Here is a 22,146-nt window from a genome sequence, read left to right as displayed (position 1 = left end):
GAAAGACTCCTTACGGCTGGACCTGCCAACTGGTTGCCCCCGAAATCCCAGTGGCGGGTTGTTCAAATACATACCCAGCTTGAGAACCAGTGCTACTGAGTGCCCCAGAAACATTCATGTTAGAACCTACGACAGAACTTGCTAACAAACCACTGGAACGGCTCAATGTACCCTCTGCATTCAAATGCGCCGTACCATTGGTCAAAGCGGTGGAATTAACATCCAGACTGGTATTAAAGCGGCTAGTATCGAAATTAATCGCTAATTTAGGATTACTGATTTCAGCAGCACGCACTTTCTCGGCTACCATCACCACCGCTTCGCCTTTATCCATCACAAACTCCATATTGCCAGTAGCAGGCAGTACAGGAGAAGGCATAACGCCCTGCGTTTTTTGCGTCGTTGCTAAAACATGAACACTATTATTGGTGAAAATTTGCTTATTTTTCACCTGATCACGCAAAATAGCTTGGTCAGCATTTTCTGCATAAGCATTCCAGCGTCCCCAATAGAACACTTGAGCCTCTGGCGTAGCAACAGGCACTGTCGGTTTTACATCCACTACCGCAGGGGGTGTGTTAGTTGGCGGATTGACCGTGGCATTTGCAATCGTATCAATTTGTTTCAGCGTATAGCCAGTTTCATTTTCAGCAATGATACGGCTGGCAAGCTCCGATGTTACGGATGCTTTAGGTCCTACGTTTGCCGTAATCGGTGTCAAGGGTGCCACCGAAACAGCAGCATCACTATTGCTGTTTGTAGAGGCAGATGACACCAACGTGAAGGTAGAACCATTCGTGGTCGTCACTGTTTTAGCCACACTTCCCGTGTTTGCCGCAGCAGCATCTTTGCTTGTAGATGTGCTAGTAGGAACACCGCCGGATGCACTTTCCATCGTACCAGTTCCCTTGGTAGTAGTGGCTGAAGCAACAGTCGAACCATTACTTTTGCCTGCTGTATCAGATGGCTTAACGGCGGCATCACCACCCGTATTTTGAGAGGATTCCTGCACATTACTCAAACTTTTGTCTTCTGCTGGATGAGCAGGATTGATGGTATCAGGCACAACTTGCGCTTCATCTTTGGCAATGATACTCGCGTGCTGTTGCACAACTTCAGCAACCATTTGTTGGTTGTAGGCGGATAACATCACCGACTGCACGCCAGCACACGCGCCCAAAGCCGTCCGACTACACGCAGAGGTAAAGGGTGAAACCACCACACCACCTTCACGCACACTGACGCTGGATAGTTGGTTATCGGTAAACACTGTAAAATCCGTACCCCGAATGCCAATAGCAGCGACAGGTGTATTCAAGCGGAATCCAGCTTTATTCGCCTGCCCAGCCGCGCCCGTTACTGAGCGGACACTGCCCTTATGCACATCCAGACGTATCTGGTTATTACTAGGTACAGCAACATCCACCAAGTATTGTGCAATAGTCACCACGGAATCAGGACGCAGACTCAAAAAAGCGCCATCACTCATCCGAAGATGTAGATGCCCACCCCGACTAGTCGATAATGTTTGATTCACGAAAACCTGATCGCCCTGCTTGATCCCCACGGTTTCTGCTGTTCCCATACGCGCTTGGGTGCGACCTATGGAAAAGACCACTTCCCCGACTGCCCCTGTCTGACTAGGTTGTGCCATAACCTGTGGCTCAAACATGAACAGGACAACCAATAATATCAATTGCACCACTTTCATTGGATACCTCCTATTTTTATGAGAGTATTGCTTTTCTTATAGTACGCTGCTTACCCACACAACAGTGTGATAGCCATCACATTTTGAATCTGCAACACATTGAACAAAAACAGTTCAAATCATTGCTTTACTAGCAAATAATAGGCAATTGTAGCGACTACTCCCCCCACTGCCACACCTGCTGCTATTTCAGTCTTGCTATGCCCCATCCGCTCTCTCAGCACCCCGTGTGCTGCATCAGCCGTTAAGCGATTTAACATCATCGCGTGCTTACCCATTTCACCCCGTAAACTGTTCGCATCCAGCATGACAATAAACGCGAGCGTTAATGCTACGCCAAAAGCGGGATGCTCAATCCCCTCACGCCACGCAATCAAAGTAGTCATACTACTGACGATCGCACTGTGGTTGCTCGGCATCCCACCGTATCCAACTAACTGAAAGGCCCACTGTCCAGCACGGACACTATTCACCAAAAACTTTAGCCCCCCTGCCACCAACCAAGCCAAGAAGGGAGTCACCATGTAAGATATATCCATCTCAACCTCCCCTCAGTTCACCATTAGCAACCAAGTACACATACTCACCCAAATAATAACAACCAGTTGCAGTTGTCGATCACTGAATAATGCATCGGTAGGGGATTCCCCACCCTCTAACATATCAACAACATACCAGTAACGAAACAAACCAAATAACACTACTGGAATCGTCATAATCATGCTTGGTTTTTCCGACATAATGAATAAACTGTAAAAGATCAACGCACCTGTAGCAGACATTTCGGCGTAGCGTTCCACCAATACAACAGAATACTTTTCTAAAACCTTCCGCCCGTCGATGCCACTTTGTAACAACTCTTGACGGCGTTTAACGGATGCCAAATACAATGCCAAACATAAAGTTGTCACAAACATCCACCCCGAAACAGGAACATCCAAAGCCATCCCACCCGCATAAACGCGCAAGACAAAACCACTGGCAATGGTGAAAATATCCAACACTGGCTCATGTTTGAGCCAAAACGTATACGTAAGGTTGATAACAACATAGGTTAATATCACCAAGCCCACCTTGGGCATAACTAGCCCCCCCAAGGACACCAATACACCTAACACGATCAATAAGCGTAACGCAGCACGTTGGCTAACATCCCCTGACGCTAACGGACGCGTTTTGGACTTGAGCGGGTGCTGCCGATCACGTTCAACATCTCGCCAGTCATTCACAATGTACACAGCGGAAGAAGCCATGCAAAACAATACCACTGCGCCTAATGCATTGACCACGCTCCCAATATGCAAAAATTCACCCGCAAATAGCAAGGGGGCTAATACGAAAGCATTTTTTATCCACTGCCGTGGGCGCATCAGTCGGAGCAATGCCCGGAGTTTTGGTGGCAAGGAGAGCATTGATACTATATTATTCACGGCTAGATTTACCTTTTGGGCAAGTGTATATGACGTTAGTCTTTACTTACGCACTGTTTGCATTGATCGCTATCATAGCAAATATTGGGGTACAGGCAGCCGTCATGCGTATTTATGAGGGCGGGCTTGCTCTCGAACTATCAGTGTTAAGCGGTACAGCCGCAGGTTTGTTAGTCAAATATACGTTGGATAAACACTACATTTTTCGTTTCCCCACACGTGATGCCGTGCATAGCAGCAAAACCTTTCTGTTGTACACGGCGACAGGTATTATCACTACCCTGATTTTCTGGGGGTTTGAATTTGGATTTCAAGCCATTTTTCAAACAAACTCAATGCGTTACCTTGGTGGCATTATGGGTTTGAGCATTGGGTATGTGATTAAATACCAATTAGATAAGCGCCATGTATTTAGATGAAAAGCTATCTATCACCCCTCACCACGCTACAAGGCTTTGGACGTTACCCTCAACAGCAAGGGTATATTTACACACCATTATCCACCCGCGAATGCCAAGACCATCTGCCCAACCTAACCATGCCCTGTATTACCCAAGGGATGGGGCGTAGTTATGGCGACAGCGCTTTAGCAGAACATGTCATCAATACCCAGCAACTGGATGCACTGCTGGCATTTAACCCAGCAACAGGTCAACTGAGATGCAATGCTGGCGTAACACTCGCTGAACTGCTCTCGGTCTTTGTCCCCAAAGGCTGGTTTTTACCCATCACCCCCGGCACTCAATTTGTCACGGTCGGCGGCGCGATTGCCAGTGACGTACACGGTAAAAATCATCATCACGACGGTTGTTTCAGTGAATGCGTAGCATCCCTTGAGGTGTTACTCGCCGATGGTGACACCCTGACGTGTTCACGTTCACAACATGCAGAACTGTTTCACAGTACCTGTGGTGGTATGGGGCTAACGGGCATCATTCTTACTGCCACCTTGCACCTAAAGCCGATCCAGAGCACGGCTATCATGCAAACCACGCTGAAAGCACGTCATCTAACCGAAGCGCTAGACTTATTCGCCAGCCAAGATCAAGCCACTTATTCGGTGGCATGGATCGACTGTTTAGCACAAGGTAAATCATTGGGACGCTCCTTACTCATGCTGGGTGAGCATGAATCCGGCGGCACATTGCATACCGTTAAGTCCTCCAACGTTAGCGTTCCCTTTGATATGCCGCACCTATTATTGAATCGCTATTCAATACGCGCCTTCAACACCCTGTACTACGCCCGCATTCGTGGACAATCCGTACAACAGCGGGTGCATTATCAGCCATTTTTTTACCCCTTGGATCGCATTCAGCATTGGAATCGCCTGTATGGGCGCAATGGTTTCGTGCAATACCAATTGGTTCTCCCTCAAGACGCGGGTAAGGAAGGTTTGCACACGATCTTGCGGCATATCGCTGCCTCAGGGCGTGGGTCATTTCTCGCTGTCCTCAAAGCCTTGGGTGCAGAAAATAATAACCTGCTCTCTTTTCCGCTGAAGGGATATACCTTGGCATTGGATTTCAAACTTACACCTGATTTATTGCCTTTTTTAGATGAATTGGATGCCAGAGTCTTGGATTTTCACGGGCGTATTTACCTTGCTAAAGATGCTCGTATGAAGGCAAGCGTATTCAAACGCAGTTACCCGCGCTGGGAAATGTTTCAAGCTATACGGGCGCAATACGGCAGTCTTGGTCGATTTGCCTCCCTACAATCACGTCGCTTAGGGCTAGACTAAATGCAAAAATTGTTAATTATCGGTGCCACGTCTGCCATTGCGAAAGCAACGGCACGCCGCTTTGCAAGCCAAGGCGCACACATTTACTTATTAGCGCGAGATGCGGCACGTCTGGCTGACCTAGCCGCTGATTTGACGGTACGTGGTGCGGCATCTGCCCACGTTGCCACGCTTGATGCCAATGCCATTGCAGAATATCCGAGCGTATTAAACACGGCTATTCAAACATTAGGCGGCATCGACATTGTGCTGATCGCACACGGCACACTAAGCAATCAAAACGCGTGTGAACAAGATATTAACCTCACCTTGCAAGAATTCACGACCAATGCACTGAGTGTCATCGCGCTATTAACCCATTTAGCCAATTATTGCGAACAACAGCAACACGGCACACTCGCCGTGATCAGTTCCGTTGCGGGCGATCGCGGGCGTCAATCCAATTATATTTATGGGACAGCCAAAGGGGCGGTCAGCATTTTCCTGCAAGGCTTGCGCAATCGCTTGCATAAACACGGGGTACACGTATTAACCATCAAACCGGGGTTTGTGAATACCCCCATGACTGCCGCTTTCAAAAAAGGAATCTTGTGGGCAGAACCCGATACGATTGCCGCCGGTATTGTCATGGCGATAGAAAAACAGCGTGATGTCGTGTATTTACCGTTTTGGTGGCGCTATATTTTACTGATCATTCGCGCTATCCCAGAACGTCTCTTTAAGCGGCTATCATTATGAATTTACGCACTCTATTGCAGTACAAACCTTTACTACTATTGCTCAGTTTGTATTTCATACTATCCTTGGTCACGTTAATGTATTGGCACATACAAGATAAAAACACCGTGACGGGGGATGAACCGCATTACTTGATCATGGCAAAAAGCATCTTCCAGCACGGACAATTAGAACAAACCTTAGCCTATCAGGAAGAATTCCAACAACGCGCAATTTACCCCGGTGAATTAGCGGCTGCCGATGCCATACCCACTCCCGACAACACGCATGGCGTGAACGGGCCACGCGGCATGTACAACGTGCATAACCTTGGTTTACCACTATTACTCGGCATTCCTCTGCTACTCGGCGGGGTGATGGGAGCAAAAATTTTCCTCGTTATGCTAAATGCAGTAGTGGTCATGCTAGCGTGGCAGTTCGCAGGTTTACTGACAACCGATCCCAAAATACGCTTTGCTGCCACGTTATTAGTCAGCTTGGCTGCTCCCTTATTGCCTGCTGCGGGGCAAGTTTTCCCCGATTTACTCGCGGGTAGCATTGCCTTAGGTGGGCTATATTGGCTATTCGCTCATCAACAAGGCAAAACCTTACCCTTGACAGGGGGGTGGATGCTGTCTGTGGCATACCTGCCATGGCTACAAATAAAGTTTATTCCGATTATGCTGATTCTGGGTGGGACAATGATGTACACCACTTACCGCCAGACGCAACGTTATCGGCAAAGCCTTTACTTCAGCTTATTGATGTTGGCTAGTCTGTTAGCCCTATTTGCTTACTATTATTATGCCTTTGGGAAATTATCCGGCCCTTACCCTTATCAAGGAGCAAGCTTGGAATTCAGTGCCAACGCTTTAGTGGTACTAACGGGCTTATTTATTGATCAAAATCACGGCTTTTTATTACAACATCCGGTCATGTGGGTTGGCGTATTTGCGCTAGGGCTATTGTTCAAACAATATCGCCTATTAGCATGGGTATGGACGCTGGTTTTTCTGGGGCTGATTGTACCGAATGGTCTGCATAATGCGTGGTACGGCGGGTATTCTTTTATGGGGCGTTTCCAATGGTCTGCCACCATCGTTTTTATTATTCCAACACTCCTTGGGCTAGTGCAGCTCGGCAAGCAGAAGCCCAGCCTTTTTTGGTTAGTGATGGTTGGCAGCCTACTATTACAAGGGTATTTTTATTGGGGTTATACCAGTGGATTTATTCAATTATATAATCGCGGCCCTGCTTTTATTCTGGATTACCCAGAGTTCTATGCCCCCGTGTATCAATGGTTGCCAATTTTATTTAAACCCGCATGGGCGTATCAACACCCTACTAATCTCAGTTGGATATGGATTCTACTGGTCGTTTTCACTGCTGGCTGCCTTAGCGCCTTTAAACCAGCACACGATACGCGTAAAGTAAACAGGATATTTATCGCTAGTGCGTTTTTTGCATTAATGATAGGGGGGTTCTCAACACCTTTTGTAGAAAAGGCAGCATTGCAGTTTAATCTTAGTAAATTCAACTCTAAAACGGGGCATTTTGAAAAGAACACATGGGTAGCACAAGCCAATAAAGATCAGCCTAGCCATCTTATTTTTGGTCCATCCCCCCGTATCGGCTTACCGGAAGGACAGTATCAGCTCAATATCACCTACCAACTGAATCTTCCCAACACGATTCAAGGGGGCAACTGGGATATTTACAATATTGACCGGCAGCAAGTCATTAAAACAGGCGCATTGCTAGGCACAGCAGGCACTAGCGTAACCACGAATGATCTATTTAAGGTATCCAGCGCAACACGAGACAAATACGAGTTTAGAATTTACTGGGATGGCACAGCTAATATACAAGTAAATGCCATGTCTATTCAGCTTTATCAACCTAAGCACATAACACAATAAAGCAAGTGCCAACTTGAGATATGTAAAAGGCGCTATGCGCCTTTTACTGATTGCTGTAAAATTTGGTATTTTTAATGTGTGCTAGCGAACATGAATAGCCGCAATATCAAAATTCGTTGCACCATGCCAATATGTCCGAAACTCCAGACTATTATCATCATTCACCACATGGATCGTTAAGGTGATATTAGTCCAAGCATTATTCGATGCCATATCTGCTGCCACTATATCTTTAGAAGCTAAAATTCGATTACCTTTGGCATCATACACATCAAGTGTTGCCACCCTTCCAATGGGAGACGGCGCTCTAACCAAAAAGGTGACTTCATGGATACCTTGGCTGTATTTTTTATAAGGGCCAAACGTCATATGCCCCGCCAGAGACGTGCCTCTCACCGCTGATACAACATGCTCAGAGCTGACCACATAATTATTTTCACTCATTTTGAGTGGCAATTTCCCTGCTTCAAAGACATCTAAGCGGTCAGGTCTATCCCCCAAAGCATGAGCAGCAACACCACCGTCTTTTCTAATAATCAAACCAATCGATGTAACGGCATATTGTTCAATACGACATTTCAAATGCAAATCCCCACCATAAGGTGGAATATCCACAAAATCATCAACAGGCTGAGAACCTTTATGAATCACGAATGGCTCAACATAATGCCCAAGGTCGGTTAATTCCTTCATTAAGGCATTTATATCACACTCTCTAAACAATACCGTACTACCCTTTTCGACGGTATCTGTATTGGATGATAAATTAAATTCTGTGGTATGAACCGCAATACCACCACTCTTAAGTGTGCCTAAAGAATTTTTAACGAAATCCAAGCCTTTTTTAATATCACCCAGATGTTCAAAACAACAGGCTGACCAACAAAAATCATAACCAACCAAATGCACGGGAATATGATTCATATCCACAGGCTCAAAAGATACTAATTTTTCAAAAACATCATTATCACAAATATTTCGATCATTTAAATCCAATAAGCTTTTTGAATATTGATTAGTGAGTGTCCAACCAGCTTGATGTGCCTGTTCTGCTTGCAAATCAGTGGCAGTAATCGCACAACCCAATGATGCAAATACGGCAACCAAAGGTTCACGCCCCACGCCAAAACCCAACCCTTTCATGCCCTCTTTAAGAAAACCACGTTCCCATAATGCTTGCGCAATATAAACAAACTCCCACTGTTTACGATGATAACGCGGTGGTTCTCTGATGGCATCACACCAATACGCATAACAACCGTATAAGTAATGATGGCTGCTACAGGTTTCCGTTCTAAACGGTATAAACCCTGGTAACAAACTCAGATCACCATCATTCTTTAAACAGCCAAGGCTCACATTAATCGCGGTTGCATTTGTCATGGGCAAGATTCCTTTACTGGCAAAAAGTAACTGAACAGTCCCCCCTTACCCAAACGCACTAAATTTGCGACACTCCCCCGATGACCCAACAACTGAAAGACCACAGCCTCAAACAGCTTAACAGCCAGTACCTTGCCAAGCTCACGCCGGAGGAACTGCTGCACCTGTCGACCAAGTTGTTGCATGACCTGAAAGAAGCGCGGGAACAGATCAACCAAAACTCCAACAACTCCTCCAAACCACCCAGCAGCGGTTTCCCGTGGGAAACGTCACCCAAAACGGTGGCTTTGCCCGAAACAGAAGGGGTGGGTGCAGCCAGAGGAAAGCCAACCCCGGAACCAGAAGCTGTGGCGGGCACAAAGCCAGCCCAACCAGCCAAACGCAAAGCGGGTAAACAACCCGGCGCACCGGGTTATGGTCGGGTATGGCATCCGCCCATCAATGCAGACGAACACCATTACCCCAGCCGATGTGAAGCCTGTGGCAGGTCCCTGGATGCGGCTGTCTCCCGTATTTATACCGCCTATGACAGTGTGGACATCCAGTTTGGCACGGATGGGAACCCCGGACTGACCGTCATCACCACCCGCCACCACCTTCACGATAGCGTATGCACCTGCGGTCATGTGAGCCGCCATATCCCGCATCGCCAAGCTCCCGACCCGTTATACCCGGAGGTTGATGTGGGCGAGTGGCGGCTGATTGGGGGCAATCTGGCGGCACTTATTGTCCACCTACGGCTGCGCTCACGCTTGTCACTGCGTGGCACACAAGAACTGTTGCGGGAGGTGTTGGGCATTCCCCTAAGTGTCGGGGTGTTGCAGCAATGTTTTGAGGAAGCAGCCGCGAGTGCTTCTCCATTGGAAGATGCCTTGGTGGAAGGGCTGTTGGCAGAAGCCACCGCTGACGGCGGGGTGCTGTATATTGATGAAACCTCTTGGAAAGAGCGTGGCGAAGCCCTGTGGCTATGGACATTCGTCACCACCCTCAGCGTTTGTTTCTACGTAGGGCAGCGCACCATTGAAATGCTCGACAACGTGATTAGCCCCCACTTTGGGGGCTGGCTGATGAGTGATGGCTATGCCGCTTACCGCCACCACCCCAAACGCTTGCGTTGCTGGGCGCACCTGATCCGCAAAGCCCGTGGGCTGGCAGAATCACTGGACAAAGACGGGCGGACGTTTGGCAACTTCACCCTCGCTTGGCTGAGGGTATTACAGGACGACATTTACGCTTGGCGGGCAGCAGGCGGCACGGTGGGGACGCAAACCGACGTGATCCGTCAACGCCATCAGGCAAAACTCCTGGAATTCAGGGCATTATGCTTGATCCATGCCGTATCTGCCCATGACAAGACGGCGGCACTGGCGAAAGAGTTCATCAATGATTGGGATGCCATTTTCCGAATCCTTGACCACCCGTGGCTTCCCTTGACCAATAATGAGGCTGAGCGGGCGTTGCGCCATTGGGTGATCCTGCGCAAAACCAACCATGGCACAAAGAGTGCTACGGGGAGCCGTGCGTTTGCCATGCTGGCCAGCATCATCGGTACTTGCCGCAAACGTGGACAGTCTGCCTTGGCTTATCTTGCCAGTGTTATTACCGCTGCCCGCGCTGGCTTTGCCCTGCCCGCTTTACCGCAAGGGGTGGGGATGTGATCAATTACGGCAAAAATGGTAAAAAAAGATCTCATAAATCTTCGATATTTAAAAGCATCAATCATCAGAAAACACGTTTTTATTTCCAATAAAAAATCTCATGCTGTTGACAAAATAGCATCTAAACGCTTAGCAACGCTTGACCACGCATGAGCCTGTAACCAAGCGTGTTGCGACTCATGTAAACGCTGTAACTGCGCTGGCTCACGTAACAAGACCTCAAGCCCCGTGGCAATAGCCTCTGGACCAGTATCAGGCAAGAAATGCACAACCTCGGCAACGTCATCAAAAATCGCCAAGGGCGTACACACCACCGGACGCCCAGAAGCCAATCCCATACGCACCGCTGCGCTAGAAGATTCCCCCGTTTGTTGATACGGAAACACCACCACATCACAAGCACTTAACGCTTCCAACGTTTGCTGATCGGTTTGGTAAGTCGTATGCAAGGTTATGGATTGACCTCCGATAGCTTCAATCAAAGCAGCACATTGCTGTGCCTCCTGTTCTGACACCCCACCCGGATAAAGTGCATTGAACAACTCAAGCCGGATAGTTTGGCAAGGATAATGCGCTCGGGCGCTTTGAAACCTCTCCAATAACAACCCAAACGCCCGAATCAGTTCTGGAATCCCCTTCCCCGGCAATAAAAACCCGTAAGCGGCAATCTTAAATACCCCATCACCCCGTCGGGGGCGTGCCAACACATCCGGTTCGTACATAACACCATGCGGAATCAACGTGACATTATCCACGCACCCGAAACGTTTTAAGCGATTCACGTCTTCAGCACCGTGCACAAAAAGACGGCGACATCCTTGCAAAGCACTTCCCAATGCGCGTAACGACTTACGCAATACCCCATGCTGAATCAAGTCACGCGTCGCGTGGAAAAACAGGTAAACGGCTATACCATCCGCCTGCCACGCACTCAACTTTGCCCCCAAAGCTGCCAAATCAAAAAAAGCATAGTTAAACTGAATCACCACGCTGCGGTAGTTTCCCGCTAACAAGACCGCTTGCAGCGTATCCAAGGTATCCGCTTGCGGGTTTACGCCGAGTGCTGTCCAGCAACGTGTCACTGAATCCCCCTCCACATCAAGCAACGTAGCATGGGTATTCGCCAACACCTCAATCTCACCACTCAGATGCGGCAACAAAAAGGCGGAGTAACTCGCAATCCCACAGCGGGTATTCCAAGTCGTCAACCAGGCAACCTTAGGTTTAACGGGCGCAAGAGGCGGAGCTGCTTGCACGTCATCCAATGCGCCCAACAAACGTTCGGCAACTGGCTGCCAACCCCAATTAGCTTCGATGGTTTGACGCGCTTTGCGGGTACGCGCCTTAATCATCACCTGACCGGCGGGCGTTTGGAATTGTTCATACAAGCCCCGCATCAACGTTGCTAAATGCACCGCGCTCGGCTCAACCCACAAAGAATCAAACTGCTGCATATGCGTTTGTGCTTTGGCAAACGTGTAATCAATTAGCCAAGCGGTATCCGGTGTACAAAAATCCGTATGCCCACCATAACCCGTCACGATCACAGGCACATCCCATAACATCGCTTCAGCCATGGGCATTCCAAAACCTTCCCCACGCGAAGGTGCAACCAAGGCATGAGATTGTGCGTACAAACTATTCAGTTGCCCCATGCTTAATTCAGCACTGATCACATGAATAGCCGGACAATCAGGGTTTCGTGCTTGGTAAACACGGATCTGTTCTGCAATGGTGTTATGGGGATTCGGAAAAGTTTTAATAATCAGTACCACATCATCGTGGCAACTAAACATGCGTGTATACGCATCCAGTAAGACATCAACACCCTTGCGAGGAAAACAGGAAGAAACATGCAGAAAGCGAAACGCTTTATCCGTCGGTAACGGCACAGACTCAACAGGGTAACGCAAAATATGGTCAACACCATTACCCGTCACCACAATAGGCACAGTCACGCCACTATCCACCATCACTTTACGCACGAACTGCGAAGTTACCGCCAGCATCTGCAAATGCTGATTAAACGCGTCGACATAGGCACGGGGGAAAACACTCTCCTCCCACGCATAGTTATTCATCACATGCAGCTTACCAGCCATATCGCTAACGCGTGGCGGATAGAGGTTGCGCAATGTAACCTCTGGCGTGGCGGATGTTGCGGTCACATGACGTTCCCACAACTGGATAATCTCAGGGTCATGCTGCAAACCACTTAAGTCAGGTTCGTAATCACCGGGACCTTCGGTCGCGTATAAAGCCACCGAACCGGGGCGTAAACGTTCTAGCGCTCGCGCCATTTCCCGATTCACCACCGCCAAGCTATAACTGCTCTCAAACGGGCCTTCAAAGCGATAATGCAGGGTATTCACGTTGCTAGTCTGTTGCGAAATTGTCGCCATAATGCTTTTCCATAGTGACTCGCCAACCGTAACGGCAGGGTAATGCGCCATGCTTTACTGCCGTACACATCCTGTAATTCGTTCAGTATCCGCGCCTGTTCGCCCTTCAAAATCTCATGCTGCTGCGCTAGGGTAGCAGCATCACAGCGGCATTGGGCTAAATCAGCCATTAATACATTAAGCTGCTCGGCAGCTAAATAGACACGCTGATGCCCAAAACGCTGCATAAAGCAGTAATGATGCTGGGTTAACAGCGCCTCCCATGCCAACGAATCGGCGGCCTCTAACTGCACTAACACCACACGCGGGCGGTGTAATTGCCACTGTAAGCTGCGGATCACTGCTGCTTTATCCACCGTTTCACCCAGATACAGCAATTCAAACACAGCGGGAGCATAGTAGCGGCAAATTGCCTCCAAACTGAGTACAGCCACGCCATTCTGTGGAGAAATCGTCTCACTTTCGGCAACATGCGCGTAAATATTACGGTCATCTGGGCGTAAAGCCTGCGCCATTTCGTATCCGTTAGCATCAGCGGTGATATTAATGCCGCTCCAGCCCTGTTCATACAAATCCTGTGTGACCGCACCTTGCTGCGGATACCCTGTTTCAACCGTTAGAAAAAATCCATGCGGTATGTCTCTCAAAAACGACCATAAGCCAGCCTCTTTATCTTGAGAGGTATAAGAAAAGTCGGTATTAACGGATTTCAATACTAGGTTCCATCCAATTACATCCCTCAAATTCAGCATGTCGCAAATTAGCGACTTCAAACACATGTGCTAACTCACGCCATTCATAATTATTTTCCAAATGTGTCCGAGTACTGTGTAAGGCAGTAGACAGGGAATAACTGCCCGGCCCCATATTAGCAACGAAGGTAAATCGAAAATCAATTAACTTACCTGCCTGTACATTCTCTAATTCACGCCCTAACAAATGGGTATTTGTTCCAAATATCGACTTACCTAAACGGTCTCGTAGCATATACCCCAAAACCAAACGTGAAATAAAGGCATTAACCTTGACCTTAATGTACAAAGTCACCGTATCGCCAACACCGACTATCTCTAGCAAACGCCCTTTAGTATCCAACAACTGAATACTGATAACGGTTGCCTCTCCCGTTCCTGAGATTGTACGAACCGTGCCATCCCCCAAGGTTTCTAGCCGAATCGTACTGTCATCTCCTTCCTTTTCCGCAATTAGCGCATTATAGAAATCCACGATTTCGTTGGGATTTCCCTCTTTTAACAAACGTCCTTTTTCCAGCAAAATCGCACGATTACACACGGAACGTACCGCTTGATGATCATGAGAAACCAACAATAACGTCGTACCTTGTTCTTGAAATTCACGGATACGGTTGAAACTCTTATGCTGAAAATAAGCATCACCCACGGACAACGCCTCATCAATAATCAGAATCTCAGGGCGAAAAGCGGTCGCCACCGCAAATGCCACCCGCATCTGCATCCCACTAGAATACGTGCGGACAGGCTGATCGAAATACTCCCCAATTTCTGCAAATGCCTCCATATCCGGCATATGTTCCTGTACCACGTCACGAGAAAATCCCATCAAACCAGCGGTGTGAAAAGCATTTTCACGCCCCGTTAAATCCTGATTGAAGCCCATACCCAATTCCAGAATAGCGGATACACGCCCATGTATTGCCACACTGCCAGTGCTAGGGAACTGCGTGCCAGTAATCAGTTTCAATAATGTGCTTTTTCCCGCACCGTTTTGCCCAACAATACCCACTGCCTCCCCAGGCGCAATACTGAAACTCACATCCTGCAATACCCAATGCTCACTGACTGGGGCACGCCCTAAACCAAACCAACCCAATATTCGATGCAGTTCTGACGGGTATTGACGGTATGCTTTACCAAGCTGTCGGACATCCAAAATACTCATAACATATCCACCATTTCAGGGCTGGCCTTACGAAATAAAATCATTGCCAATCCCAGCAAGACCATCGCTAGCAACGCTACTGGTAACAATCCCCACCAATCAGGCATTCGTCCAAATACCAGCACATCATGGTAAGCCTCTACCATAGTGTACATCGGGTTTAACGCCAACCACTGCCGATAATGCTCAGGGATAATCGTTGCCATATACACCACAGGCGTAAACCAATACACAAACTGCAACAAAATCGGTACGAATTGCCCAATATCACGCAAAAACACATTCAGCACCCCCAATACCAATCCAGCCCCTAACCCCAATGCCAACGTCAGTGCAATCAGCAACGGCAACCACAACAAATGAATACTTGGAAAATGCCCCAAGACCACAAAAATAAACAGTACCGAAACTAATAATAATAGATTATTTAACAACACCCCACCTGCTGTAATCACTGGCAAACTAATGCGTGGAAAAGCAATCTTCTTCAACAAGTTTCCATTATCAATAAATAACGTTAAAGAACGTTGCATTACCTCCGCAAACAAACTCCAACACAACGTACCTGCCATCAAGTAAATCGCATAGGAGTAAGGATTATCAATACCTGGTAACTTATTAGCCATCACATGGGACAAAATAAAAGCAAAAATAAGCACCTGCATTAAAGGATGAATAACACCCCATAGCGCACCTAAACCACTCCGAATAAATCGCAATTTGAAATCATTCAGGATAGAGGAAAGAATAAAGTGGCGAAAACGCCACACTGCCATCAACATACCTTTCATACTTTAGCCCCAAATAGCATCCAATCTAACGTAGACTCAAATGGATACGGTGTAATACCTACCCAATCATCCAAACGCTTACGATCTCCTACCTGTAACAAGCATTCTTTACGAATCAAATTATTCGTTTGCCGCACTTGAAGATGATGCCCACTTCGTTTTCGTAAATAATCCAAAATATAACGAATACTGATAGCACGCCCAGAACACAGATTTACTACCCCTTCATACTCACTATCTAACAAGGCGTGATAAATTTGCGCGACCCAACGCACATCAGAAAAGTCTCGGGCAATATCCAAATTACCCAACTCAATTTCTGGTAAACGTTGCTGAAAATGCCTGACTAATTTTGGAATCAAGAATCGTCCTTCCTGTGCCTGCCCTGAATAATTAAAGGGACGTGTAATTAGCAAGGGTAAATCATTCCGATAGCTCTCAGCAATACACTCCATTGCAAACTTACTGATGGCATAATGCGTGCGCGGAGCAGGTGTAGCTTGTTCCACTAATGGCAGATCACCATGCTCCAGCCCATACACATGACAGGTACTCACCAAAATAATTTTCTGCAAATTATGTTTGATCACCAAGCACGCTTTTAGAAGATTCTCACTACCCATCAAATGTACATGGTAAATATTGATATCCTTACCATCCAAAGTAAAGCTAATACCTGCCAGATGAACAATATGCGTAGGGTTAATAGCCTTCACTTCAGCCATCAACACGGTCAAATCACGAATATCAGCTTGCAACGCAAATACATCATCGCCTAATCGCTGAAACAAAGCCGATAGATAACGCCCTGTAAACCCCTGTGCTCCAGTAATCAACACTCTACGACGTAAAGTCACACCATCATCCCCATACTAAACCAGCTTTTTCATAGCCAACTGCCAGCCGTTCTGCATGTTTTTCTGGTGAAAACTTCAATGCTTGAGCGTAGCCCTTCTCGATCAATTCACGACGTAGCACATCGTCTTGATCCATGCGTTCAATCGCCGTCTTAATGGCTTGTGTATCCAGCGGATTCACGGTCAATGCAGCATCTCCAGCCACTTCAACCAACGATGTCGTATTTGCCGTAATCACCGGACACCCCATTTGCATCGCCTCTAATACAGGCAAACCAAAACCCTCATACAACGACGGGAATACTAATGCTTTTGCCCCCTTTACCAAGTACATTAGCTGCTCAAATGGTGCATACTGAATCCGCAGAATTTTTTCACTAGCTGCTGACCCTTGCCGTGATTTTGAAGACTCTAAACGACTCGTCACATCATCAAACAACCAACCATCCTTGCCCACAATGACTAAGGGCAAATCAGTCTTTGCCATACGCATAGCATCAATGATTCGAGCCACATTTTTCTTAGGTTCGATTGCCCCAAAATATAAGAAATACTCGCCACGATTAAGTCCGTAGTTATTTTTCAGAAACAATTCAACATCATCAGCAGCTAAATTACGGTAACGTTCAGGAATATTGACCGCTTGATAACTTAAATGTAACCGCGAGTCAGGGATACCAAACCAACGGGAAATATCACGCTTAGTCGTTTCTGAAATACAAAAAATCATATCTGCTTGTGCAAACGAAGCCCTTAGTAATTTCTGGTAATGCCGCAAGTTCATTTTCGTACTATGTGGCAATACTAAGGGAATAATATCATGTGCCGTCACTAAAGTTTTTGCCCCAGGCATATGAATAGGTAAAGGACAAGTGAGATGTAATGCATCGACCCCCACTTCGGGCATTTTAATATTGAACGTGCGTTCCGCCAGAAATGTATAAAACTGAGAGGCTCGAAATAAGCCAGGACTATTATACAATGTTGTGAATGCAGGCAACCGAGCGCTGATAGCAGTCGCATGAATCTGCTCGTTCACATCAATGCGGTTAAGTGTCAAACCAGATGTAGGTAACAAATAATGGGGCAAACCCCTCACCGCTGTCCATAACCAACGTCGGTAAGCTGTTTTAGCACCTTCACCATTATTGCTTAACGACTGGACAAAGCTCGACCAAACCAAATCCTCTTGTTTTTGGACATGATTCAACCCATAAATAGGTAACACATCATGTCCAGCACCCGCTAAAACGTGCGACAACTCGCGAGCATAAGTCGCCAACCCTGTGCCTTGTAACAAGCCCAGATTAAAACCATCAATCGCAATACGCATAATTTATATCAGCATCCTTGATTATCATTGAAGTGTCATCCAACACTTATTTATTGGTTATATTTCTGCATTGCCGCAGGCACGTAATTTTCCACCGGCAAACTGCCGCGATTCAACCCCAACTTAGTCATTTGCAAGTTCTGTATACGCTTATCCACAAACGATAACACTTGCTTACGGAACAAGAACGTATACGGCTGATCCTCGACCATAATGCGCTCCGCCTGCTGCCATAACGGCATCCGCTTCGCTTCCTCAACTGTGGCACGCGCCTGATCAATCAGCTTATCCAGTTCAGGATTTTTGTAGCTGATGGTGTTATCGCCATCGGTTTTCGCTTGCGAGCTGTGGAACATTTGGAAAATATCGGTTTCAATCCCACTCGTCCAGCCCAAGGTAATCGCATCGAAATCCTTTTTGTTCAAGTATTCCAGCATCACCGGCCACTCTTGCGGGAACGGCTCTAGTTTCACCCCAGCTCGCGCATACAAATCCTTCAGCAACAGCACCATACGCTTAGTATCTTCGTTCGCCTCGAAATAAGTCAGCTTGAATTCAAAGGCCTTACCCTCTTTGTCTTCCAACACACCATCTTTATTGCGATCTTCATAACCCGCTTCTTTCAGCAAGGTTTGCGCTTTTTCCAGATTAAATAAGTAGGACTGCAAACTAGGGTCATGCTGCTTGCTGGCATTATTAAACGGGCTGAGTGCAGGCTCGGCGTAACCCAATTGAATATCCTTAATAATGCGTTGCACATCGGTCAAATACGACATCGCTTGACGCACGCGCTTATCGGCAAAACGGGTGGGCTTACCGCCACGTTCCTGATTCCAGCCAATATAACTATAACCTGCCACGGGCGGCATGTATTCAAAGTTGCTGCTTTTGCCCATGATTTGCGGGTCATTCTTTAAATCCGCGTATTCTTTGGGACGTGCTCCATAAGCATCAATTTCACCATTGCGATACGTGGTCAAACGCGCACTGTCATTTTGAATGATTTTCCATAGAACGCGGTTGAACGACGGCTGCACATCGCCCCAATAACGCTCATTCCGCACCAACTCCACGCTGCCCGCATCCGGTCGCCAGCTTTTCGGGTCAGCCAAGCGGTAAGGGCCACTGCCCAACAATAACCCTTTGGATTCGTTGAAGGCTTGCGGCGTTTGTAAATACGGCTCATAAAAATGCTTGGGCATAATGCTCAACGTGCCCGCCAAATCGAATGCCTCGAAATACGGCTCTTTGTAAACAAATACCACCTCGTATTTGCCGTTCGCTTTCACTTCTTTGATCTTTTCCAGATAGGCACGTTGGCGCGGGGCTTGAATCGCCTCGGTCATAATGAAATTAAAGCTGAAAACAATATCCTCGGCGGTCAGCGGCACACCGTCTGAAAACGTTACGTCATCGCGCATCTGGAAGGTAATCGTTAAACCATCGGGGCTAACTTGCCAGCCTTTCGCAATCAGCCCTTCCCATTCCAAGGTATCGGGGTTGCGGGTAATCAGGCTTTCCTGCACATAGCTTTGCACTTCGGACGCATACGCATCGGTGGAAACCAACGGGGTCAGCGTTTTCAAACTCGTGCCGAACGCATCCACGCTCCAATCGCCTTGTGCGTAATTCGCTTGCTGCGTCATGGTTTGAGCGCGTTTGAAGGCTGTGGCAACAGCAGGACTTGCCTCGGTTGTTGCGCTGGCTTGCTGACGTACAGTGCCACTGGCTAAAGCGGTGCGTAACTCGCGGATGTCTTTGGCTTGTTCTGCCATTGCCGCTTGTACGTCGGACAATTTGTTCCACTGCCGGTCAATCTGGTACATGGTCAGAACGATCAGCACAATGACCAAGCTGATCAATAGAGTCAGAAACCAGCCCGGGGCACTCGATCGTTTTTGCATACGTATGTTTGTTTACTGCATAATTCAGGGGATTACAGCATAACATCAACGCAACAGGAGTTCACATGGGTTTTCTGACAGGCAAACGCGCACTCATTACTGGGGTCGCCAGCGACCGTTCCATCGCTTACGGCATCGCCGCAGCCATGCACCGCGAAGGGGCTGAACTGGCTTTCACCTACCAGAACGACAAACTGAAAGGGCGTGTGGAAAAATTCGCCGCGCAATTCGGTTCAAATATCGTGATCCCCTGCGAAGTGGCGGAAGATGCGAGCATTGCTGCCGCCTTCCAACAACTCGGCGAACACTGGGATGGGCTGGATATTGTGGTGCACTCCATTGCTTTCGCGCCGAAAGAACAACTGTCTGGCAGTATCGTTGATAACACCACGCGGGAAGGTTCGCAAATTGCGCATGACATCAGCGCATATAGCTTTTTAGCACTGGCACGTTATGCCAAACCCATGATGGCGGGGCGCAATGGCTCGATGTTGGCGTTGAGTTATTTAGGGGCAGTCGCTGCGATTCCTAACTACAACGTAATGGGTATGGCGAAAGCCAGTTTGGAAGCGGGAGTCCGCTTTATGGCGGCTGATTTAGGACCACAAGGTATTCGCGTGAATGCGATTTCCGCAGGGCCTATCCGCACATTAGCCGCATCTGGTATTGCTGGTTTCCGCAAAATGCTGGATCATTTTGAGAAATACGCGCCACTGCGCCGCAATGTGACCATTGAAGAAGTAGGCAATGCCGCCGCTTTCCTGTGTTCTGATTTAGCATCAGGGATTACCGGCGAAATTACCTACGTGGATGGCGGTTGGAATATCCTCGGTATGTCCGGTTTAGGCGAGGAATAATCACAGCGGGGGAATACGTGAACCAGAGTGTTGGCTTATTCGACCAATTCGTTATATTTTTTAGTGATCGCCAATGTTTTGGAGTATTTCCCCCATGCCCGTTTCGTTTTATCGCAATGTTTTACTTGCCAGCAGCTTATTACTCAGCGCGTGCGGGGGCAGTGATACCACAACGTCCGCCAATACAACCAACCTCACGGATAGCACAAATACAAGTAGTGTCGCTGTATTACCAGCGATTCCCACCCGCATCGTCAATCAACGCGGTGCATTGCTCGACGGGCAATTAGTCAAAACCAACACTGTACCTGACAGCACTTCTGCGATCAGTGACCCTACCGCCAAAGCACCTGCCGTCATTCCTGTATACGATGTAAAGCAATACCGTGTCACCTATCAAACGGTGGATGGCGGCGGCAAGCTCACCACCGCTTCCGGTATTATTGCCATCCCCCAAAAACCAGCAGGCGCAAAAAGCCCACTTCTGAGCTTCCAACACGGTACAGTTTTCCTCGACAAAGAAGCTCCCAGCAATGACACCGTAGCGACTTCCCCTGTCAATATTATTGCCTCGCTCGGCTTTGTCGTGATTGCGGCGGATTATGTTGGCTATGGCGCATCACGCGGTCAAGATCACCCCTATTTGCAAAAAGACCCGTCTGCTGCATCCGTCACCGATTTTTTGGTTGCTGCCAAACAATGGCTTGCTGAACAACGCTTGTTGCTCAACGACCAACTGTTTTTGACTGGCTATTCCGAAGGCGGCTACGTCACTCTCGCCGCGCAACAAGCACTTGAAGCCGCAGGCGTGCCGATTACCGCGAGCGTCGCGGGTGCTGGGCCGTATGATTTGCAATATACCCTCGATGAGTTGCTGAACACCAAAGCCTTGCTAGCGGCCGCTGGCGGTGCATTGGGTTTAAGCCGTCCTGCCCCTGCTGCTAAATACCCCGGCAAAATCGACGAAGCCACCGTAGACCTGATGATGTACATCCTTATCCCCAAAGAAAGCGACATCAAATTCAGCAAAACCTTCCTAATGGATTGGATGGCAAACGACTATGCCACCATGAAATACAATAGCCTATACGAATGGCAAGCCAAAACACCGACCCGCTTTACCCACGGACGCGATGATGTCACCGTACCGTTTGGCAATGCCATCCGCGCTCTGGAAGGAATGCGGACAAAAGGTACGCCCGACCTTGATCTGGCGGAATGTGTCGCAGCCCCGTCTGATCATACCAACTGCATCAAGCCTTACGCACAAACCATGTTGCAATACTTTGCTGGCTTTGCGCGGGACTTGTAGCAAATAACGAACCAACAGGCGGCCGAATATGACAGCCTGTTGGTGTTAATAATCGCTTACTTTTTCCTTATATCATTACTCACTCTACCGCTTATACCGACAAATCACACGCCCATCCCTTTTATTATCAGGTTTTTCCTGCATCTGGCTAAACTTTACTAAAGAATTATTCAAGCATCATTGTTCAGGGAATAAATTTAGGATGACA

At 47.8% G+C, this 22,146-nt stretch carries 18 protein-coding genes; 7 read left to right on the top strand and 11 right to left on the bottom strand.

Features of this window, described 5'->3' with window-relative positions; all coding sequences use genetic code 11:
• Positions 1 to 10: 10 nt before the first annotated feature.
• From J1836_RS15655 to J1836_RS15645, 3 genes are all read right to left on the bottom strand, one after another.
• Positions 11 to 1,711, bottom strand: a complete 1,701-nt coding sequence (locus J1836_RS15655) for a FecR family protein (protein ID WP_207252068.1) — start codon at positions 1,709 to 1,711, stop codon at positions 11 to 13.
• A gap of 119 nt (positions 1,712 to 1,830) precedes the next feature.
• Positions 1,831 to 2,235, bottom strand: coding sequence for a divergent PAP2 family protein (locus J1836_RS15650; protein WP_242632964.1), 405 nt, complete (start codon positions 2,233 to 2,235; stop codon positions 1,831 to 1,833).
• A 27-nt stretch (positions 2,236 to 2,262) separates the two neighbouring features.
• Positions 2,263 to 3,141 (bottom strand): decaprenyl-phosphate phosphoribosyltransferase, encoded by an 879-nt coding sequence (locus J1836_RS15645; protein WP_242632878.1) that lies wholly within the window; start codon positions 3,139 to 3,141, stop codon positions 2,263 to 2,265.
• Positions 3,142 to 3,170: 29 nt separating this feature from the next.
• Here J1836_RS15645 and J1836_RS15640 point away from each other — a divergent pair, with 29 nt between their 5' ends.
• The 4 genes from J1836_RS15640 to J1836_RS15625 all read left to right on the top strand — a co-directional run bounded on the left by J1836_RS15640 (position 3,171) and on the right by J1836_RS15625 (position 7,521).
• Positions 3,171 to 3,560: a GtrA family protein gene (locus J1836_RS15640; RefSeq protein ID WP_207252066.1), complete on the top strand. Its 390-nt coding sequence runs from the start codon at positions 3,171 to 3,173 to the stop codon at positions 3,558 to 3,560.
• On the top strand, positions 3,557 to 4,885 hold the full coding sequence (locus J1836_RS15635) for an FAD-binding oxidoreductase (protein WP_242632877.1): 1,329 nt from the start codon (positions 3,557 to 3,559) through the stop codon (positions 4,883 to 4,885). Before J1836_RS15640 ends, J1836_RS15635 begins: the two co-directional genes overlap by 4 nt.
• Complete coding sequence (locus J1836_RS15630; protein WP_207252065.1) at positions 4,886 to 5,623, top strand: SDR family oxidoreductase; 738 nt, start codon at positions 4,886 to 4,888, stop codon at positions 5,621 to 5,623. It begins immediately after the preceding gene.
• A 272-nt stretch (positions 5,624 to 5,895) separates the two neighbouring features.
• Positions 5,896 to 7,521 carry a hypothetical protein gene (locus J1836_RS15625; RefSeq protein ID WP_207252064.1) on the top strand — a complete coding sequence of 542 codons (1,626 nt, stop codon included), beginning with the start codon at positions 5,896 to 5,898 and terminating at the stop codon, positions 7,519 to 7,521.
• Positions 7,522 to 7,602: 81 nt separating this feature from the next.
• On the opposite strand, the gene J1836_RS15620 is transcribed toward J1836_RS15625, so the two are convergent.
• A complete protein-coding gene (locus tag J1836_RS15620) occupies positions 7,603 to 8,904 on the bottom strand; it encodes a hypothetical protein (RefSeq protein WP_207252063.1) in 1,302 nt (433 codons plus the stop codon).
• A gap of 80 nt (positions 8,905 to 8,984) precedes the next feature.
• On the opposite strand from J1836_RS15620, the gene tnpC reads away from it, so the two are divergent.
• Positions 8,985 to 10,562, top strand: a complete 1,578-nt coding sequence (gene tnpC / locus J1836_RS15615; protein WP_242632653.1) for an IS66 family transposase — start codon at positions 8,985 to 8,987, stop codon at positions 10,560 to 10,562.
• A gap of 98 nt (positions 10,563 to 10,660) precedes the next feature.
• Here tnpC and J1836_RS15610 read toward each other — a convergent pair whose 3' ends face one another.
• Genes J1836_RS15610 through J1836_RS15580 form a run of 7 tightly spaced genes read right to left on the bottom strand, consistent with a single transcriptional unit; the run spans position 10,661 to position 19,727 of the window.
• Positions 10,661 to 12,964: a glycosyltransferase family 4 protein gene (locus tag J1836_RS15610; RefSeq protein ID WP_207252062.1), complete on the bottom strand. Its 2,304-nt coding sequence runs from the start codon at positions 12,962 to 12,964 to the stop codon at positions 10,661 to 10,663.
• The gene (locus J1836_RS15605) at positions 12,931 to 13,677 is read right to left on the bottom strand and encodes a hypothetical protein (RefSeq protein ID WP_207252061.1); all 747 of its coding nucleotides are present in this window, start codon (positions 13,675 to 13,677) and stop codon (positions 12,931 to 12,933) included. The genes J1836_RS15610 and J1836_RS15605 overlap by 34 nt, the downstream gene beginning before the upstream one ends.
• Positions 13,664 to 14,884, bottom strand: a complete 1,221-nt coding sequence (locus J1836_RS15600) for an ABC transporter ATP-binding protein (protein WP_207252060.1) — start codon at positions 14,882 to 14,884, stop codon at positions 13,664 to 13,666. The genes J1836_RS15605 and J1836_RS15600 overlap by 14 nt, the downstream gene beginning before the upstream one ends.
• Positions 14,881 to 15,675: an ABC transporter permease gene (locus J1836_RS15595; RefSeq protein ID WP_207252059.1), complete on the bottom strand. Its 795-nt coding sequence runs from the start codon at positions 15,673 to 15,675 to the stop codon at positions 14,881 to 14,883. Before J1836_RS15595 ends, J1836_RS15600 begins: the two co-directional genes overlap by 4 nt.
• Positions 15,672 to 16,532 carry an NAD-dependent epimerase/dehydratase family protein gene (locus J1836_RS15590; protein WP_207252058.1) on the bottom strand — a complete coding sequence of 287 codons (861 nt, stop codon included), beginning with the start codon at positions 16,530 to 16,532 and terminating at the stop codon, positions 15,672 to 15,674. Before J1836_RS15590 ends, J1836_RS15595 begins: the two co-directional genes overlap by 4 nt.
• Positions 16,533 to 16,536: 4 nt before the next feature.
• Positions 16,537 to 17,865: a glycosyltransferase family 4 protein gene (locus J1836_RS15585; protein WP_207252057.1), complete on the bottom strand. Its 1,329-nt coding sequence runs from the start codon at positions 17,863 to 17,865 to the stop codon at positions 16,537 to 16,539.
• 50 nt (positions 17,866 to 17,915) lie between these two features.
• Positions 17,916 to 19,727: a peptide-binding protein gene (locus tag J1836_RS15580; RefSeq protein WP_307792585.1), complete on the bottom strand. Its 1,812-nt coding sequence runs from the start codon at positions 19,725 to 19,727 to the stop codon at positions 17,916 to 17,918.
• 107 nt (positions 19,728 to 19,834) lie between these two features.
• Here J1836_RS15580 and J1836_RS15575 point away from each other — a divergent pair, with 107 nt between their 5' ends.
• Together J1836_RS15575 and J1836_RS15570 are read left to right on the top strand one after the other, a co-directional pair.
• A complete protein-coding gene (locus J1836_RS15575; RefSeq protein ID WP_207252055.1) occupies positions 19,835 to 20,626 on the top strand; it encodes an enoyl-ACP reductase FabI in 792 nt (263 codons plus the stop codon).
• 94 nt (positions 20,627 to 20,720) lie between these two features.
• Positions 20,721 to 21,938, top strand: coding sequence for an alpha/beta hydrolase family protein (locus tag J1836_RS15570; RefSeq protein WP_207252054.1), 1,218 nt, complete (start codon positions 20,721 to 20,723; stop codon positions 21,936 to 21,938).
• The last annotated feature ends 208 nt before the right edge of the window (positions 21,939 to 22,146 follow it).

The organism is Thiothrix fructosivorans, from assembly GCF_017349355.1.
Lineage (GTDB): Bacteria > Pseudomonadota > Gammaproteobacteria > Thiotrichales > Thiotrichaceae > Thiothrix > Thiothrix fructosivorans.
This window is presented reverse-complemented; position numbering and strand designations above follow the sequence as displayed.

Bases quoted from the DNA above. Each gene is read 5' to 3' on its own strand.
- J1836_RS15640 (WP_207252066.1), top strand. From the start codon at position 3,171: ATGACGTTAGTCTTTACTTACGCACTGTTTGCATTGATCGCTATCATA.
- J1836_RS15650 (WP_242632964.1), bottom strand. From the start codon at position 2,235: ATGGTGACTCCCTTCTTGGCTTGGTTGGTGGCAGGGGGGCTAAAGTTT.
- J1836_RS15610 (WP_207252062.1), bottom strand. From the start codon at position 12,964: ATGGCGACAATTTCGCAACAGACTAGCAACGTGAATACCCTGCATTAT.
- J1836_RS15620 (WP_207252063.1), bottom strand. From the start codon at position 8,904: ATGACAAATGCAACCGCGATTAATGTGAGCCTTGGCTGTTTAAAGAAT.
- J1836_RS15655 (WP_207252068.1), bottom strand. From the start codon at position 1,711: ATGAAAGTGGTGCAATTGATATTATTGGTTGTCCTGTTCATGTTTGAG.
- J1836_RS15575 (WP_207252055.1), top strand. From the start codon at position 19,835: ATGGGTTTTCTGACAGGCAAACGCGCACTCATTACTGGGGTCGCCAGC.
- J1836_RS15585 (WP_207252057.1), bottom strand. From the start codon at position 17,865: ATGCGTATTGCGATTGATGGTTTTAATCTGGGCTTGTTACAAGGCACA.
- tnpC (WP_242632653.1), top strand. From the start codon at position 8,985: ATGACCCAACAACTGAAAGACCACAGCCTCAAACAGCTTAACAGCCAG.
- J1836_RS15570 (WP_207252054.1), top strand. From the start codon at position 20,721: ATGCCCGTTTCGTTTTATCGCAATGTTTTACTTGCCAGCAGCTTATTA.
- J1836_RS15595 (WP_207252059.1), bottom strand. From the start codon at position 15,675: ATGAAAGGTATGTTGATGGCAGTGTGGCGTTTTCGCCACTTTATTCTT.
- J1836_RS15630 (WP_207252065.1), top strand. From the start codon at position 4,886: ATGCAAAAATTGTTAATTATCGGTGCCACGTCTGCCATTGCGAAAGCA.
- J1836_RS15600 (WP_207252060.1), bottom strand. From the start codon at position 14,884: ATGAGTATTTTGGATGTCCGACAGCTTGGTAAAGCATACCGTCAATAC.
- J1836_RS15635 (WP_242632877.1), top strand. From the start codon at position 3,557: ATGAAAAGCTATCTATCACCCCTCACCACGCTACAAGGCTTTGGACGT.